This window comes from Dactylosporangium sp. CA-092794 (genome assembly GCF_050948465.1).
Lineage (GTDB): Bacteria > Actinomycetota > Actinomycetes > Mycobacteriales > Micromonosporaceae > Dactylosporangium.
Map to the genome: position 1 here is coordinate 5,105,873 of NZ_CP192044.1, position 15,975 is coordinate 5,121,847.

Below are 15,975 nucleotides of genomic sequence, written 5' to 3' on the forward strand. Positions count from 1 at the left end.
CTCCGGCGTCACCGCGCCGAAGGCCGTTTTCCCGTCCAAGCGCCTCCGCGTCAGGAGACCTCGTCGACGACCGGGTCGGGCATCGACTCGAGCAGAGCCTCCATCCGCATCCTCACGTAGGCCTTGACCGAGCCGTCGGTGTGGATCCACGTCGCCTTGGCCTCCATGCCGGCGATGACCATTTCGCCGACGGCGTCGATGCTCGCGCCCGAGCCGAGGAAGGCTTCGGTCTCCTTGTTGGCGCCGTCGCGCTGCACGACGGAAACGCCCTCGCCGACCCGCTCCGTGTTGCTCAGGATGCTGGTGGCGACGGGGCCGGGGCACAACACGCTCACGTCGATGCCGTACTTGGCCGCCGACAGCTTGAGCGACTCCGAGAGCCCGACGACCGCGAACTTCGAGGTCGTGTACAGCACGTTCGGGCCACCGACCAGTCCGGCACCGGAGGCCGTGTTGACGATGTACCCGCCCGCGCGGCGCTCGATCATGCGGGGTGCGAAGGTCTGCAGGCCGTTGACCACGCCCATGAGGTTCACGCCGAGCGCCAGGTCCCACATCTCGTACCGCATCTTCGACAGCGACGAGTACGGCGCGATGCCGGCGTTGTTGAACAACAGGTTGACCGGGCCCAGCTTCGCCTCGGCGTCGTCGGCGACCGCGGCGAATGCCTGGCGATCCCGCACGTCGAGCCGAAAGGTCTCGACGTCGGTCACCTGGGCGAGCTCGCTCCGGCTGGAGGTCAACGCCGCCTCATCGATGTCGGCCAGCGCGAGGCGTACGCCGCGCTTGGCCAGCGCGCGCGCAATGCCCAGCCCGATGCCCTGACCGCCGCCGGTGATGAAGGCGACCGAACCCTTCCACTCCCTCACAAGACTGCCTTTCTCCGATGGGCCCGCACGCGGGCGCACTCTCTGTCAATCAGCATAGGCTTGTTAGTCAAAACCTGTGTTGTCCTGTTGTCTATGTGCTGATCAACATAGTATCGTGTGGTCCACGTCACGGGGAGTCCGCCAGTCCGCCACGGGAAGGAAACCCAAAATGCGTAGAAGGATGCTTATCGCCGGCGCTGCCGGCTTACTGTTGGCCGCCACTGCCGCCGGGTGCGCTCAGGACAGCAACGACTCCGCCCAGGGAGCCAGCCAGGCCCCGACGTCGGCGACGTCGAGCGCGGCCGCCAGCAGTCAGCCGTCGGCGGCCTCGAGCGTGAAGTACTTCAAGACCGAGATCACCCCCGACACCGGAGTCGCCGCGGGAGCGGTGCTGACCACCACGTCCACGGGCGCCACCCCCTCGACGGCCTACCTGTGTCTCGTCGCCGTGTTCGACGCCAGTGGCGGCGGAGTGTCGGCACCCGACAAGTCGACCTTGAAGAACGTGAAGTCGGATGCCGACGGCAAGCTCACCTGCGAGGTCACCTACAAGCCCTTCTCCGCGCCGGACACCGCGGGCGTCACGCGCCACTGCCCCACCACTGCCGCTGACCAAGCGGCGGGGTTCAAGTGCGGCGTCGTGCTCGCCGACGCCGCCACCGTCGGCGCCGTCTCCGCGTCGGCCGTCGCGTTCACGCCCAAGGAGTAGCAGTCCCCTCGATCGAGCCGCTCGAGCCACCCGTTCGGTCCCGGGTCCGAGCAAGCAGGCGGCCCGGGACAGCGACGCCGGCAGGCGTCCGCGACAGCACAACTGAGGAGACTGATCGTGCGGTGAAAGGGGTACCGATGACCGAAGAAGACCGCGCAGTGAGCAGCGACCCCCGATCCATCGCCGCCGCCGTGCTGGCCAGAGAGACGCTCGGCGGCCGGCACGACTCCGCAGGACCCGAGGACGGTGCTCCGCACGGCGCGGAGGTCGCGCCCGAGCCGGAGGTGACCTTCAGGCAGGTCGTGTCCATCGGCGGGCGCGCCACCATCGGCCTGCTCTTCGGCCTCGCGGTGCTCGACAGCGTCGACAACGCGATGTTCACCGTCTTCGCACCGGACATCCGCGAGTCGATCGGCATCGGGTCCTCGGCCGTCGCGGTCGTCGGTGCGCTCGCCGGTGTCATGGTCTCCCTGGGCGCGCTCCCGCTCGGCTCGCTCGGAGACCGCTTCCGGCGCACGGCCATCGCGGGCGTCTGCACCCTCGGCTGGGCGGTCGCCGCTGCCTTCCTGGGGTTCGTCCAGGCCCTGTGGCAGCTGGTCATCGTCCGGATCGTCGCCGGCGTCGGCAAGGCGAACGAGGGACCGATCCAGGGTTCGATCCTGGCTGACACCTACCCGCCGGCGGGGCGCGGCCGGGTCTTCGGCGTTCACCGGAGCGGGCTGCCGCTCGGCATCGTGCTCGGGCCGGTGCTGGCGGCCGTCGTCGCCGTGATCGTGCCGGGCGGCCACGATGCCTGGCGGTGGGCGTTCGGTGTCCTCGCCGTTCCCGGCGTCGTGCTCGCGCTGGGCGTCCTGCGTCTGCGTGAGCCCGTACGGGGACGGTTCGAACAGGAGGCGCTACTCGGCGGCGAGCTGCCGCCCGACCCCCACGCGCTCCCGATCACGCTCGGGGCGGCGTTCGCCCGGCTCAAGAAGATCCGCACGTTCTACTTCGTGATGGTGGCGCTCGGCGCGTTCGGTCTCTGCGTGACCACGATCCCGATCTACCTCAGCCTCATCCTCGAGGACCACTTCGGGCAGAGCGTCGAAGCGCGCGGCGTGATCGGCGCCGTGACCGCGATCGGCGGCCTGGCCGGCGCCGCACTCGGCGGTATGTACAGCGACCGCCTCTTCCGGCGCAGCCCCGCGGCGTGCCTCTACCTGGGCAGCGGGGCGCTCGCCGCGCTCGGCGTCGGGTTCGGCATCCAGGCGTACGCCCCGAACATCGCGACGTACGTGGTCGTCGGGATCGTCACCACGGCCATCCTCTTCTTCGGCCTCGTCCCGCTGACGCTCGTCGTCGCCGCGGTCACTCCCGCGCAGTTCCGCGCCACGGCGTTCGCGCTCTCGGGGCTCTACCTGGCGCTCGTCGGCGGGCTCGGCGGGGCACTGGTGACCGGCCTCGCCGAGGAGTCCTGGGGCACCCGGGCCGCCATCGCCGTGGTCGCGCCGGCGGCCTCGATCCTGGCGGGCCTCATCCTGGCGAGCAGCGCCGGGCACCTGCCGCGCGACATCGCGCGTGCCGCCGCCGACCTCATCGAGGAGCGCACCGAGCGGCTCCGTCTCGCCCGGGGCGACGAGGTGCCGCTGCTGCAGGTGAGCCATCTCGACTTCTCCTACGGCCCGGTGCAGGTGCTCTTCGACGTCTCCCTGGAGATCCGCAAGGGGGAGACCCTCGCCCTGCTCGGCACCAACGGCGCCGGCAAGTCGACCCTGCTGCGCGTCATCTCCGGTCTCGAGTACGCCGACCGCGGCGCGGTCCGTGTCTCCGGTCGCACCGTCACCTACGCCGACCCGGCGACGCGCGTCCGGCTGGGGATCGTCCAGGTTCCCGGTGGCCGCTCGGTCTACCCGAACCTCAGTGTTTCGGAGAACCTCCTCATCGGCGGGTACACCCTGCTCGGTGACTCCTCGAACCTCGAAGCGCGAGCCCGGGAGGTGCTCGAGCGGTTCCCCGTCCTGCAACACCGCCTCGACCAGCCGGCCGGCACGCTCTCGGGAGGCGAGCAGCAGCTGCTCGGTCTGGCCACCGCGATGCTGCTGCGCCCCGAGGTCCTGCTCATCGACGAGCTCTCCCTCGGCCTGTCGCCCGTGATGGTGCAGCAGGTCCTGGAGATCGTCGAGGGACTGAAGGCCGACGGCCTGACGATGGTCATCGTCGAGCAGTCGGTGAAGATCGCCCTGTCCATCGCCGACCGGGCCGTCTTCATGGAGAAGGGCCAGGTCCGCTTCGAGGGCCCGGCTCAGGAGCTCGCCCACCGCGACGACCTGGTGCGCGCGGTCTTCCTCGGCACGGGAGGTGCCTAGCATGGGTATCCCCGGAACGAGTTGGACGATCGGGTCCGACATGCTCGTGTTCGGAGTCCTCGCCGGACTCGCCTACGCCATCCTCGCGGCCGGCATCGTGCTGGTCTACCGCGCCACCAAGGTGATCAATCTCGCCCACGGCGAGATCGGCGCCTTCGGGGCGGCGCTGCTGGCCAAGCTCGTCCTTGACTGGCACTGGAACTTCTGGCTCGCGCTCGTCGCCTCGCTCGCGGCCGGCGCGGCGGTCGGTGCGGTCGTCGAGATGGGCGTCATCCGCAGGCTCGCGAAGTCGCCTCGCCTGATCCTCCTGGTCGCCACGCTCGGGGTCGGCCAGGTCGCGTTCCTCGCCCGTGTGCTGCTCCCCAAGATCAAGAACTACGGTCCCTTCCCGTCGCCCTTGAACCGCGAGGCCGAGTTCGGTGGGGTGATCCTCAGCTCGCCGCACTTCATGATGCTGGCCTTCGTACCGGCCGTGATCGTCGGCCTGACCCTGTTCCTGACGAAGACGCCCTTCGGTGTGGCCGTCCGCGCATCCGCGGACAACCCTGACCGCGCCAAGCTCGCCGGCGTCCCGGTGATGCGGGTGTCGACCACGGTCTGGGCGGTCTCCAGTGCGCTCGCGGTGCTGACCGTGGTCCTGCTCAACCCCGTCAGCGGCGCGGTCGTCGGCCTGCCCACCGCGTCGGTCGGCCCAGGCCTCCTGCTGCACGCGCTCGCGGCCGCCCTCGTCGGCGGCCTCACCTCGATGCCGCGCGCACTGGTCGGCGGCATCGTCGTCGGTGTCGTCGAGGCGGTGATGACCGCCAACGGCGCACCGCCCGGCTCGACCGATCTCGTCCTCTTCATCGCGATCCTGGTGATGACCCTCCTGCGTCGCCCCGACGTGGATTCCAGCGCGGACGGGTTGGGCATCAGCGTCAAGACGCCGCCGCTGCCCGAGGTGATGCGCAACCTGTGGTGGGTGCGCCGCTCCGGACTGGTCGCCGCCGCCCTCGCGGCCGTGGTCGCGGTGTGCCTCCCGCTGATCTTCACCAGCTCGGCCAACACCTACAGGCTCACCACGGTCTTGGTCTTCGCGCTCATCGGGCTCTCCGTGACCGTGCTCGCGGGCTGGGCCGGCCAGCTGACGCTCGGGCAGTTCGCGTTCGTCGGCATCGGCGCGCTGGTGGCGACCCAGCTCGCGAGCCATGGCGTCCCGTTCCTCGCGGCGGTCGCCGAGGCCGCGGTCGCGGGCGGCGTCGCGGCCTTCGTGGTCGGCCTCCCCGCGCTGCGCGTCAAGGGCCCGTTCCTCGCCATGACGACCCTCGCCTTCGCCGTGGCCTGCCAGTCATGGCTCTACGGGCAGGACCTGTTCGGCAGGGGACCGATCTACACCTTCCCCAAGCTCGAACTGTTCGGGGTGTTCGACCTCTCCTCCCAACGTACCGTCTATTTCCTCACCCTGATCGTCCTGGTCGTCGCCGCCGCGGCGGTCGCCCGCCTGCGTCGCACCGGCGTCGGGATCTCGATCATCGCGGTGCGGGACAACGAGCGGGCCGCGGCCAGCTTCGCGGTCTCGCCGGTCGCGGCGAAGCTCTCCGCGTTCGTCTTCGCCGGCGCGCTCGCCGGCCTGGCCGGTGGCCTGTACGCCGCCGCCGCGGGTCAGTTCGCCCTCACGGCGACGACGACCCCGGCGATCTTCGGCCCCGATCAGTCGACCTTCATCATCTCGATGGTTGTGATCGGGGGACTGGGCCGGGTCTCCGGCTCGGTCCTCGGTGCGATCTACCTCGTCGGCCTGCCCGCGCTGCTCGGCGACTCGGTCTCGGTCAGCCTCGCCACCTCCGGCATCGGAGTCCTGGCGCTCATCCTCTTCCTGCCCGGCGGTCTGACCCAGGTCGGGCTGTCGGCGCGCTCCGCATTTCTCACCTACATCGCCCGCGGACGCGAGGCCGCGCCGGCTCCTTCGCGCCCGCCGATCGACGCGCTGCCGCGCCCCGAGCCCCGCCCCGTCGCCGACCCGGCCGCGCCGGCGATCGAGGTCAGCGGGGTCAACGTCGCCTTCGGCGGCAAGGTGGCGCTCAAGGACGCCTCGTTGCGGGTCGCCCGGGGCGAGGTCGTCGGCGTGATCGGCTCCAACGGCGCCGGCAAGTCGACCCTGATGAACGTCATCAGCGGTTTCATCAGCCCGCAGTCGGGCCGGATCCACATCGGCGGCGCCGACGTCACATCGTTCAGCCCCCACCGGCGGGCGGCCCTCGGGATGGGGCGCGTCTTCCAGGACGCGCGACTCTTCGGCGACCTCACCGTCCACGAGACCGTCCGGGTCGCGCTGGAGGCCCAGGAGCGCTCGGAGTTCGTTCCGTCCCTCCTCGCGCTGCCCGGGGGATGGACGAGCGAGCGGCGGAAGCTCACCGACGCCGACAGCTACATCGACTTCATCGGCCTCGGCCGCTACGCCCACACCCTCACCGCCGAGCTCTCCACGGGCACCCGGCGCATCGTCGAGATGTGCTGCCTGCTCGCCCAGGGAGCCGACGTGCTCCTGCTCGACGAGCCCACCGCCGGCGTGGCGCAGAAGGAGTCGGAGGCGTTCGGGCCGCTGATCAAGAGCATCCAGACCGAGCTGTCGGCGACCGTCGTCATCATCGAGCACGACATGCCGCTGGTCATGTCGATCTCCGACCGCCTGTACTGCTACTCCGCCGGCCGGCTCATCGCCGAGGGCACTCCCGAGGTCGTCCGCGACAACCCCGACGTCGTCGCCGCCTACCTCGGCACCGACAAGCGGGCGATCGAACGCAGCGACGCCCTCACTGGCGCGAAGGATCCCGCATGACCCGGACCAGCCGCAGGACCCGCACGCTGCTCGGCCTGACCGCCGGGCAGTGGCAGACGATCCTGCTCGCCGTGATCCTCGCCGGAGTGCTCCTGGCCGTGACCCTGCCCGCCGTCCTCGACTGACCGCCTGCCTGCGAGGGATATCCATGACCAGAACGTCGCGCTTCCAGGTGCTGGCGCCCGCTCGCGCCTACGCCGTGCTCGTTGCCGTCTCCGGCCTGCTGCTCACCGTCGGCCTCGTGCTGCCGCTCGCCCTGGCGTCCTCCGCGCCGGCGAATGTCGGTACCGGCCGCAGCAACACCGGTCCCATCGCCGTCGAGAGCGCCAGCGCCAGCGCCGGCCCGGGCTCCGGCCCGCCCCGCAGGTCGACCGCCGACCAGGTCACCGACGTCGCCCAGGGGGTCACCGACACCACGATCAAGGTCGGCGTCGTCCTGCTCGACCTCTCGTCGGTCGACTCGCTCGGGCTCGGACTCCCGAACTACGACATCCAGCTCCAGCAGGCGGCATTCGACTCGCTCTTCAACGCGGTCAATGCCAGCGGCGGCATCAACGGTCGCATGATCAAACCGATCTACGCCAGTCGCGACACCCTCGCCACGACCGGCCCGCACTCCGACAAGGAGATCTGCATCAGGCTCGCCAAGGACGAGCAGGTCTTCGCCGTCATCGGCCTCACCTACGACGCCGGCACCTGCGCGGTACTGCAGTACCACGTGCCCGTCGTCACGCGGTACCCCGCGCTGGAAAAGGTCTACCAGGATTCGCACGGCCTCCTGGCCACCCTCGATCCCCCGCTGGAGCAGATCGAGCGCAACTGGGCGACCGTCCTGGTGAAGTCGGGACTCGTGAAGGGTCACAAGGTCGGCATGCTGAGCGTCGCGGACGGGTCCACCTACCAGCTCTCGGGCGAGGCGGCCGCCGACACGCTCAAGCAGCGCGGGTACCCGCTGACCGTCATGGGCGAGCTCAACCCGGCGAACGGCGTCCCGGAAATTCAGGCGCTGATCCAGAAAATGAAGTCCGCCGGGGTCGACTCGGTGATGCTCGCATCCGACTTCGCCAACGCGCTCCGGTTCGTCGCCCTGGCCGAGGCGCAGCACTACACGCCGCAGTACCTCACCAGCGACCTGGGGTCCCTGGCGTCCGACGGTCTCCTGGCCAACGCCGGGCAGAGCCTGGACGGCGCCATCGCGTTCACCGACAACGCCTGGCCGGCCAAGGGCGCGCTCGCGACACCCGAGAACCAGACGTGCGTGGACAACTACAACAAGACCACCACGACCACGGACATTCCGCCGGGAGCGCAGAGCGCCGTACCGCTCGTCTGCGCCATCACGCAGATCTTCGTGCGCGCCGCGACCGACGCTGGAACCCGCCTCAACCCGCGCAGCTTCGTCCAGGCGCTGGAGGGCATCGGCGCCATCGAGGGCCTCCCCGCCGTGCTCCCGGGCACCTTCGCGCCGGGCAAGACCGGCTATTCCGACCAGCTACAGCCTCTGCGCTGGTCGAGCGCCACGAAATCCTATTCCCCCGACGGAGCCCGGGTGGATGTCAGCTAGCGTCAGCATGGAACTGCCGGGTGCACACGAAAAGAGAAATCATGCCAGACAACGGCCCCCATCTGACCACGCCGCTGGACGTGAGGACGAGCGAATCTCCGGGCTGGTTCACCTCGGCGCTCGCGACGCTTCCCGAACAGGGCGCGACGGCCGTGGACGGCGCGACCATCGTCTACCGGGCGTGGGGCGAACCTGGCGGCCCGGGCATCGTCCTGGTGCACGGCGGCGCGGCGCATGCCCGGTGGTGGGATCACATCGCCCCGTTGCTGGTGGAGGGCCATCGGCGGGTCGTCGCGGTCGACCTCTCAGGGCATGGCGACAGCGACCACCGCGCCTCGTACAGCCTGGACACATGGGCGATGGAAGCGCTGGCCGTCGGCGGGGCGGCAGGCATCACGAGTCCACCGGTGATGATCGGGCACAGCATGGGCGGATTCGTCACCCTGCGGACCGCCACGCTCTTCGGCGCGCGTCTGTCCGGCGCCGTGGTTGTCGACTCACCGGTGCGAGAGCTCACCCCGGAGGAATCGGCGGCGAGGGCGGGAGTCGCCTTCGGCCCGCTGCGGGTCTATCCGACGTTCGAGGACGGGCTGCGGCGCTTCCGCCCCGTGCCCGACCAGCCGGTGCTGGACTACATCGCCGCGTACGTCGCCGAACACTCGCTCCGCCGCGTCGACGGGGGCTGGGCCTGGAAGTTCGACCCCAACATCTTCGGGCGGGCGCACCTGACGCCTTCGCTGCTCACCCGGCTCGAATGCCGCGTGGCCCTCTTCCGAGGCGAACACGGCATTCTCTCCCAGCAGATGACCGATGTGATGTACGACAAGATGGGGCGCGTCGCGCCGGTGATCGAGATCCCCGACGCGGGCCATCACATCATGCTCGACCAGCCGCTCGCCCTCGTCACGGCGCTTCGGACGCTCCTGTCGGACTGGGACCACTCACGCCCGATTTCCAGCCCGATGTGAGCGGACGAGTGCACTTCATGCTCCGCGTCGGCACCTGGATCAGCGTCATCGCGCTGGCCAGTACCGGATGGACGATTTACCGAAATCTGCTGGACGGCAGCAGCTGGCCCATTGTCGTCGTGCTGGCTGTCTCGTGCGGCGCGCTGGTCTTTCGCGGCCGTCACGCGCTGGCTCCGTGGCTGGTTTGTGTCTCGGCGCTCGTGTTGGTTTCCGGCGTCAAGGGCACCGGCGGTGCGACTGCGGCGTTGTGCCAGCTGGCGCTGTTCCATCTGGTGTCGCTGCGGGGCCGGCGTGCGGCGGCGGTGGCCACGGTGGCGACGTTCGGTGCCTTGTGTCTCGTGGTGTGGTGGCAGACCCCGTTCGCTGTCGTCGGATGGGGTGGGATCACCGCGGCGGCGTGGACCATCGGCTCCGCGGGTTCGGCCGCGGCCAGGCGAACGCGTCGGGAGTACGTAGCGACGGTCGAGGAACGAGCGCGGTGGGCGTTGGCCACGCGTGAAGCCGAGGCGAGCCGTCGCGTCATCGAGGAACGGCTGCGGATCGCGCGAGAGCTTCACGATGTGGTGGGACATCACGTCGCGGTGATCCGGGTGCACGCCGGAGTGGCGCGGCGCACGCTCAGCACCGCGCCGGACCGGGCCGCGACCGCGCTGGCCGAAACCGAGGTCGCGGCCAAGGCCGTCATGCGCGAGATGGCCGGCATTCTCCGGGTGCTGCGGAATACCGAAACGGCGGACCTGCCGCCGCCCGCACCCGGCCTCGCCGACATCGACGCGCTGATCGCCTCGGTGCGTGCCGGAGGGCTCGACGTCGTGCTCGACCGGCAGGTGGACGCAGGCCGAGTGTCGCAGTTGGTAGGCGTCACGGCCTACCGGGTGGTCCAGGAGTGCCTGACCAACGCGCGCCGGCACGGGACCGGGCAGCTGAGGTTGACGTTGCGCACCGAACCCACCGTGTTGGCGATCGAGGCGACGAACCCGATTTCGCGCGCTCCGGTCACCGGTGAGACCGCCGGCTTCGGGCTGATCGGCATGCGCGAGCGGGTGCGAGCCGTCGTGGGCCGCCTGGAGACGTCGAACCGCGACGGGCATTTCCGGGTGTGGGCCGAGTTGCCGCTGGAGGAAAGGGTCGAGGTGGCCCAAGGCGAAGGCAGGAGACCGTAAACGATGACCGATCCGCAGCCGATCCGGGTGCTGCTCGCGGACGACCAGGCGCTGATCCGCGTCGGATTGCGTGGCGTGTTCGAATCCGAGCCCGAGATCACGGTCGTCGGCGAGGCGGTGGACGGAGCCGAGGCGGTGCGAACGGTCCGCGCCGGCGGCGTGGACGTCGTGCTGATGGACCTGCGGATGCCGGGCATCGATGGGATCGAAGCGACCCGGCAGCTGACCGCGGATTCCGGCGCTTCCCCCGGCGTCGCGGTCCTGGTTCTGACCACGTTCGAGACAGACCAGTACGTGCTCGACGCGGTCGCCGCCGGCGCACGTGGCTACCTCGGCAAGGACACCGATCCCGAAGACCTGGTGCACGCGATCCGGATGATCGCCCGCGGGAAGACGTTGCTCTCGCCGCGCGCGATGACGGCACTGGCCGCCCGCGCGGCCGCGCCGGTGCCGGCCGATCCGCGCGCGGCGCGAGCGCTGGCCGCGCTGACCGACCGGGAACGGGAGATCGCTGAGCTGGTCGCGCGCGGGCTGACGAACGAGGAGATAGCTCGCCAGCTGGTGATCTCACCGCTCACGGTGAAGACGCACGTCAATCGGGCCATGGTCAAACTGGATGCCCGTGACCGGGCCGCGCTGGTGGTCGCCGTCTACGCCGGCCGGTCGCCCGACGTACCGCCGGCGCAGTAGACGGGCGTGCCGCCGGCGCGGTAGGGGAGTTGCCGCCGCTGGACGACGCCGTCAGCGCCGCGGACCGCGACGCTGGATGCCATGGCTCGCTTTCTCTTCCGGCTCGGTCGCGCCAGCGCCCGACACCGCATTGTGGTGCTCGTCCTGTGGATCGCGATCGCCGTCGCGCTCGGCGTCGGCGCCTCGCACACGAAGTTCAGCGCCGACGCCTTCTCGCTGCCCGGTTCGGAATCGAGTCGCGCGCTCGACCGGATGCACGCGGATTTCCCGGCGACGGCATCGTCCGACGACGATGGCACGGGCACCCTGGAGCTGGTGCTGACGGTCCCCGACGGGCAGCAGATCACCAGCGCCGAGAACATGACGCTCGTCCGTGAAGTACTCACGGAAGCCGGGAAAGTCCCCCACGTCAGCGCGGCGAGCAACCCGTTCGACGCTCAGCGCCCCTACGTGTCGAAGGACGGCGCCACCGCGGTGTCGACGCTGTCGCTCACCGGCCTCACCGGCGAGAACCGCGAGGGCGTCTACGACGACGTCCGTACCGTGGCCGCGAATGCCCGTGCCGACGGACTGGACACGCAGGTCGGCGGATCGATCGGTGACTTCGGCGCCGAGGGAGGCCAGCTCACCGAGGGGCTCGGCGTGCTCCTCGCGTTCGTCGTGCTGATGTTCACGTTCGGGTCGCTCGTCGCCGCCGGCGCGAACCTGCTCGGCGCCCTCGTCGGCGTCGCCGTCGGTCTCCTCGGCGTACTCACGTTCTCCGCGATCCACCCGTTGACCGACACGACGCCGACGCTGGCGCTGATGCTCGGCCTGGCCGTCGGCATCGACTACTGCCTGTTCATCCTGGCTCGCTTCCGCTCCGAACTGCGTGACGGACGGCCGGTGGAGGAGGCGATCGGCCGTGCCGTCGCAACGGCCGGTTCGGCGGTGCTGTTCGCCGCCGCCACGGTCGTCATCGCGTTGGCCGGCCTGTCGGTTGTCCGGATCGGGTTCCTCACCGAGATGGGTCTGGCCGCGGCGTTCACCGTCGCTGTGGCGGCCGCGATGGCCGTCACACTGCTCCCCGTTCTCATGCGGACGATGGGGCGCCGTGCCCTGCCGCGCCGTGAGCGTCGCGGTGCCGCTCCGCGGGCGTCCCACTCGACGCGGACGACCTTCCTGGAACGTTGGGTCCGCACAGTGGTACGGCGGCCGGTGCTGGTCGGTGTCCTCGCCATTGCGGGCCTGCTGGCGCTGGCGGCGCCGACGCTGTCGATGACCACCGCGCTGAGCACTCCGGGCGGAGACGACCCGAACAGCACGCAGCGGGCCGCCTACAACCAGATCGCGGCCGAGTTCGGCCCCGGCGCCCAGAATCCGCTCATCGTGCTGGTCGAAGGCACGGCCGTCAACGACCAGCTACCGGCCGTGACGCACCTGCTCAGCGGGCTCGACCACGTCATCGCGGCCACACCGGCCGGCGTGGCCGAATCCGGTGGTGCGGCCCTCGTGCAGGTGATCCCGGACGGCGGGCCGATCGAGGCGAGCACGCAGGACCTCGTGCACCGGATCCGCGACGCGTCCGGCGACGTCGCGGGCGTGCGCTTGTCGGTGACCGGCCGGACCGCGGTCAACATCGACACGAACAGCGCGTTGCAGGACGCCCTCACCACCTATCTGATCGTGGTGGTCGGTCTGTCGTTGCTGCTGCTGATCGTGCTCTTCCGTTCGCTCCTGGTTCCGTTGCTCGCGACGCTGGGCTTCCTGCTGTCGCTCGGCGCGGCGGTGGGCGTGACCGTGGCGGTCTTCCAATGGGGCTGGCTGGACCAGCTGTTCGCCGCACCGTCCGGCAATCCGATCCTGAGCCTGCTCCCGATCCTGATCGTGGGCATCCTGTTCGGGCTGGCGATGGACTACCAGGTCTTCCTGGTCTCGCGGATGCACGAGGCGCACCGGCACGGGCTGAGCCCGGTCGAAGCGATTCTCGACGGCTTCGGCCGCACGGCGGCGGTCGTCGCCGCCGCCGCGCTGATCATGGGAGGCGTGTTCGCGGGGTTCTCGCTCACCCCCGGATCGGTGATCGCCTCGCTCGGACTGGCCCTTGCGGTGGGTGTACTCGCCGACGCGTTCGTGGTTCGTATGATCATCACACCGGCGCTGCTCACGCTGCTGGGCGAGAAGGCGTGGTGGATGCCACGATGGCTCGACCGCATCCTGCCGCATCTCGACGCCGAGGGCAGCGCGCTGGAGGAGACCGCCGCCGAGCCGTCGGCGCCGGTCCTCGCCGCGCGGCGCTGACCACGTCGAGAGCCGCACTCGGCGCCAAGCATCAGCGGTGCGCGCGATGCCGGGTGGCGAGGGCGACCACGATCGCCCCGGCCACGAGCGTGAGCCCGGCCCCGGCCTGCAGCGCGGTGCTGGCGCCGGTGACGAAGGCGTCGGCGATCTGGCCCCGCGCGCCGGGGTCGAGTGCGGTTGCTTCGGCGACGGTGCGGGGCAAGGGGTCGAGGGCTTGCAGAGCGGAGGGCAGGTGCCGGGAGAACACGGCGACGGTGATCGTGCCGACGACGGCGATGCCGAGGGCGCTGCCGAGCTCGCGCGCGGCCGATTGGAGGCCACCGGCGACGCCGGCCTGCTCCGGCGGGAGGCCGGAGGTCAGCTCCGCGGTGAGGGTGGGCAGCGCGAGGGCGAAGCCGATGCCGAGCACGACGAGCCAGATCGCGTAGACGATGAACGGCTGCCGGGTCGCGAAGGACAGGCCGAGCAGGCCGCCGCTGATGCAGAGGAAGCCGGCGCCGAGCGCGACGGGGATCCCGATCCGGGCGACGAGGGCCGGGATGAATCGGGAGCCGATCAGGATGGGGATGGCGAGCGGGAGCGTGGCGAAGCCGGCGGCAAGCACCGAGAAGCCGCGTCCGTACTGCAGCAGCGAGGCGTTGAGGTAGAACAGCCCGAAGCTGCCGAACCAGGTCACGAGCATGCCCAGGCTCGCGCTGGTCAGCATCGGTGCCCGGAACAGGCGCGGGTTGAGCAACGGATGTCTCACCCGCAGTTCGACGAGCACCCAGACGGCCCCGAGCACGACGGCGAGCACGAAGGCGCCGAGCACGACGGGGCTTGCCCATCCCCGGTCGGGGCCTTCGATGATGCCGATGAGCAGGGCGACGGAGGTCGCGACGAGCAGTACGGTCCCGGCCGGGTCGAGACTGCGGTACGTGCGAGGGCTCGACGTGGTGATGACGGCGATCCCGGTCGCGCAGAGCAGCGCGACCGGGACGACGCCCCAGAACAGTGTCTGCCAGGCCCCGGTGTTCAGCAGCGCGGCCCCGGCGGTGTTGCCGACGATGCCGCCCATGCCGGAGATCGCGCCCCAGATCGCGAGCGCGCGGCGGCGGCGATCCTCGCCGGTGGCGTGGACGAGCACGCCGACGCAGTTCGGGAGCACGAGTGCGGCGCCCAGGCCCGAGACGATCCGGCCGGCCAGCATGAGGGGCACGGCAGTGGAGAGCGCGGAGATCGTGGCTCCGGCGGCGAAGACGAGCAGGCCGGTCAGGAGCGCGCCTTTGCGGCCGAAGCGGTCGCCGACGGCTCCGCCGGGAATGACGAGGCAGGCGAAGACGATGACGTAGGCGTCGACGATCCACAGCAGCTCGGACGATCCCGGGTGCAGGTCGCTGCTGGCGAGCAGCGGTACCGCGAGGTTGATGGCGGCGACGAAGCCGACGACGAGGATCGTGCAGGCGCAGACGGCGACGAGCACGAGGGTTTCGCGGCGGCGCACCGCGGCGCTGGGCTGGTTGACTTGTGTTTCGATCACGCGTGGTCCTCCAGCGGGTGGCGCCGGCGCCGTGGGGACGCCGGCGACACCCGGGATCGTGGGGTGGAGGGGGATCAGCTGGCGGTGTAAGCCCCGGAGCGGATGTCCTCGAGCAGGCCCGGGCCGGTCGGCCGCCACGAGAGCAGCTCGCGGGTGCGGTCGCTGGAGCCGGTGAGGGTCTGGCCGAAGAAATGGCCGACGGTACCGAAGTGCGATTCCGCGTCGGCCGGGTCGATCGAGGTCACCGGCAGGCCGAGTGCCTCGCCGATGGCCTCGGCGATCGCCTTGGTCGGGATCGCCGGCTCGGCCACCGCATGCATCCGGGTGCCCGCGGGGGCGTTCTGCAGGCCGAGGCGGATAAGGCGGGCGGCGTCGGTGACGTGCACGGCCGACCACTCCGTGCCGCCGTCGCCGATGTAGCCGGAGACGCCCTGCTTGCGCGCGGCGGCGGTCAACCAGGCCACGAAGCCCCAGTCGCCGCGCCCGTGCACAGTGGGGGCGAAGCGCACCGCGATGGAGCGGATGCCGCGCGAAACCGCGTCGAGGGCGAGGTTCTCCGACCCGCCGCGGTCGGAGTCCGGGCCGACCGCGGGGGAGGCATCTGTCTCGACCGCCGGGCGGCCTTCGACGATGCCGGAGAGGCCGTTGGCGATCACGAAGGGCTTCGCCGAGCCCTCCAGCGCGTCGAGGATCGCCTCGACGGCGGCCCGCTCGGCGCGGTCGGTGCCCTCCGGGTCGGACCAGTCGTGCTTGTTGGCGAGGTGGACGACCGCCTCGGCGCCGGAGGCGCCGCGGTGCAGGGAACCGAGGTCGTCCAGGTCGCCGCGCAGCACCTGCGCGCCCTGGGCTTCGAGCTTCGCCGCGGACTTGTCGGAGCGGGCGAGCCCGAGCACCTCGTGGCCGGACCGGAGCAGCTCGTCCACGGTGGCCGATCCGATCCAGCCGGTGGACCCTGTCACGAAGACGCGCATCGCGCGGTCTCCCTTCCGCCCTCGCGGGCACAACGTCGGCGCCGCCGACACTTACGAGTCATGGTGTACCGAAACCGTA

Annotated in this window: 12 protein-coding genes; 9 read left to right on the forward strand and 3 right to left on the reverse strand. The window is 70.7% G+C overall.

The window, feature by feature from the left end:
* Positions 1-50 precede the first annotated feature (50 nt).
* Positions 51-869, reverse strand: coding sequence for an SDR family oxidoreductase (locus ACQPXD_RS22040; RefSeq protein ID WP_432841387.1), 819 nt, complete (start codon positions 867-869; stop codon positions 51-53).
* A gap of 181 nt (positions 870-1,050) precedes the next feature.
* Here ACQPXD_RS22040 and ACQPXD_RS22045 point away from each other — a divergent pair, with 181 nt between their 5' ends.
* The 9 genes from ACQPXD_RS22045 to ACQPXD_RS22085 all read left to right on the forward strand — a co-directional run bounded on the left by ACQPXD_RS22045 (position 1,051) and on the right by ACQPXD_RS22085 (position 13,406).
* A complete protein-coding gene (locus ACQPXD_RS22045) occupies positions 1,051-1,578 on the forward strand; it encodes a hypothetical protein (protein WP_432841389.1) in 528 nt (175 codons plus the stop codon).
* Between the two features lie 137 nt (positions 1,579-1,715).
* A complete protein-coding gene (locus tag ACQPXD_RS22050; protein ID WP_432841391.1) occupies positions 1,716-3,923 on the forward strand; it encodes an MFS transporter in 2,208 nt (735 codons plus the stop codon).
* A 1-nt stretch (position 3,924) separates the two neighbouring features.
* On the forward strand, positions 3,925-6,741 hold the full coding sequence (locus tag ACQPXD_RS22055) for an ABC transporter permease subunit (RefSeq protein WP_432841393.1): 2,817 nt from the start codon (positions 3,925-3,927) through the stop codon (positions 6,739-6,741).
* On the forward strand, positions 6,738-6,866 hold the full coding sequence (locus ACQPXD_RS22060; RefSeq protein ID WP_432841396.1) for a hypothetical protein: 129 nt from the start codon (positions 6,738-6,740) through the stop codon (positions 6,864-6,866). Before ACQPXD_RS22055 ends, ACQPXD_RS22060 begins: the two co-directional genes overlap by 4 nt.
* A 23-nt stretch (positions 6,867-6,889) precedes the next feature.
* Positions 6,890-8,305, forward strand: coding sequence for an ABC transporter substrate-binding protein (locus ACQPXD_RS22065; RefSeq protein ID WP_432841398.1), 1,416 nt, complete (start codon positions 6,890-6,892; stop codon positions 8,303-8,305).
* A gap of 41 nt (positions 8,306-8,346) precedes the next feature.
* The gene (locus ACQPXD_RS22070; protein WP_432841400.1) at positions 8,347-9,273 is read left to right on the forward strand and encodes an alpha/beta fold hydrolase; all 927 of its coding nucleotides are present in this window, start codon (positions 8,347-8,349) and stop codon (positions 9,271-9,273) included.
* Positions 9,274-9,290: 17 nt separating this feature from the next.
* Positions 9,291-10,436, forward strand: a complete 1,146-nt coding sequence (locus ACQPXD_RS22075) for a sensor histidine kinase (RefSeq protein ID WP_432843924.1) — start codon at positions 9,291-9,293, stop codon at positions 10,434-10,436.
* A gap of 3 nt (positions 10,437-10,439) precedes the next feature.
* Positions 10,440-11,126, forward strand: a complete 687-nt coding sequence (locus ACQPXD_RS22080; protein ID WP_432841402.1) for a response regulator transcription factor — start codon at positions 10,440-10,442, stop codon at positions 11,124-11,126.
* Positions 11,127-11,207: 81 nt separating this feature from the next.
* Positions 11,208-13,406: an MMPL family transporter gene (locus tag ACQPXD_RS22085; protein WP_432841404.1), complete on the forward strand. Its 2,199-nt coding sequence runs from the start codon at positions 11,208-11,210 to the stop codon at positions 13,404-13,406.
* Between the two features lie 31 nt (positions 13,407-13,437).
* On the opposite strand, the gene ACQPXD_RS22090 is transcribed toward ACQPXD_RS22085, so the two are convergent.
* Entirely contained in the window at positions 13,438-14,925 is a 1,488-nt protein-coding gene (locus ACQPXD_RS22090) for an MFS transporter (protein ID WP_432841406.1), read from the reverse strand.
* 74 nt (positions 14,926-14,999) lie between these two features.
* Positions 15,000-15,896: an SDR family oxidoreductase gene (locus ACQPXD_RS22095; RefSeq protein ID WP_432841408.1), complete on the reverse strand. Its 897-nt coding sequence runs from the start codon at positions 15,894-15,896 to the stop codon at positions 15,000-15,002.
* Positions 15,897-15,975 lie beyond the last annotated feature (79 nt).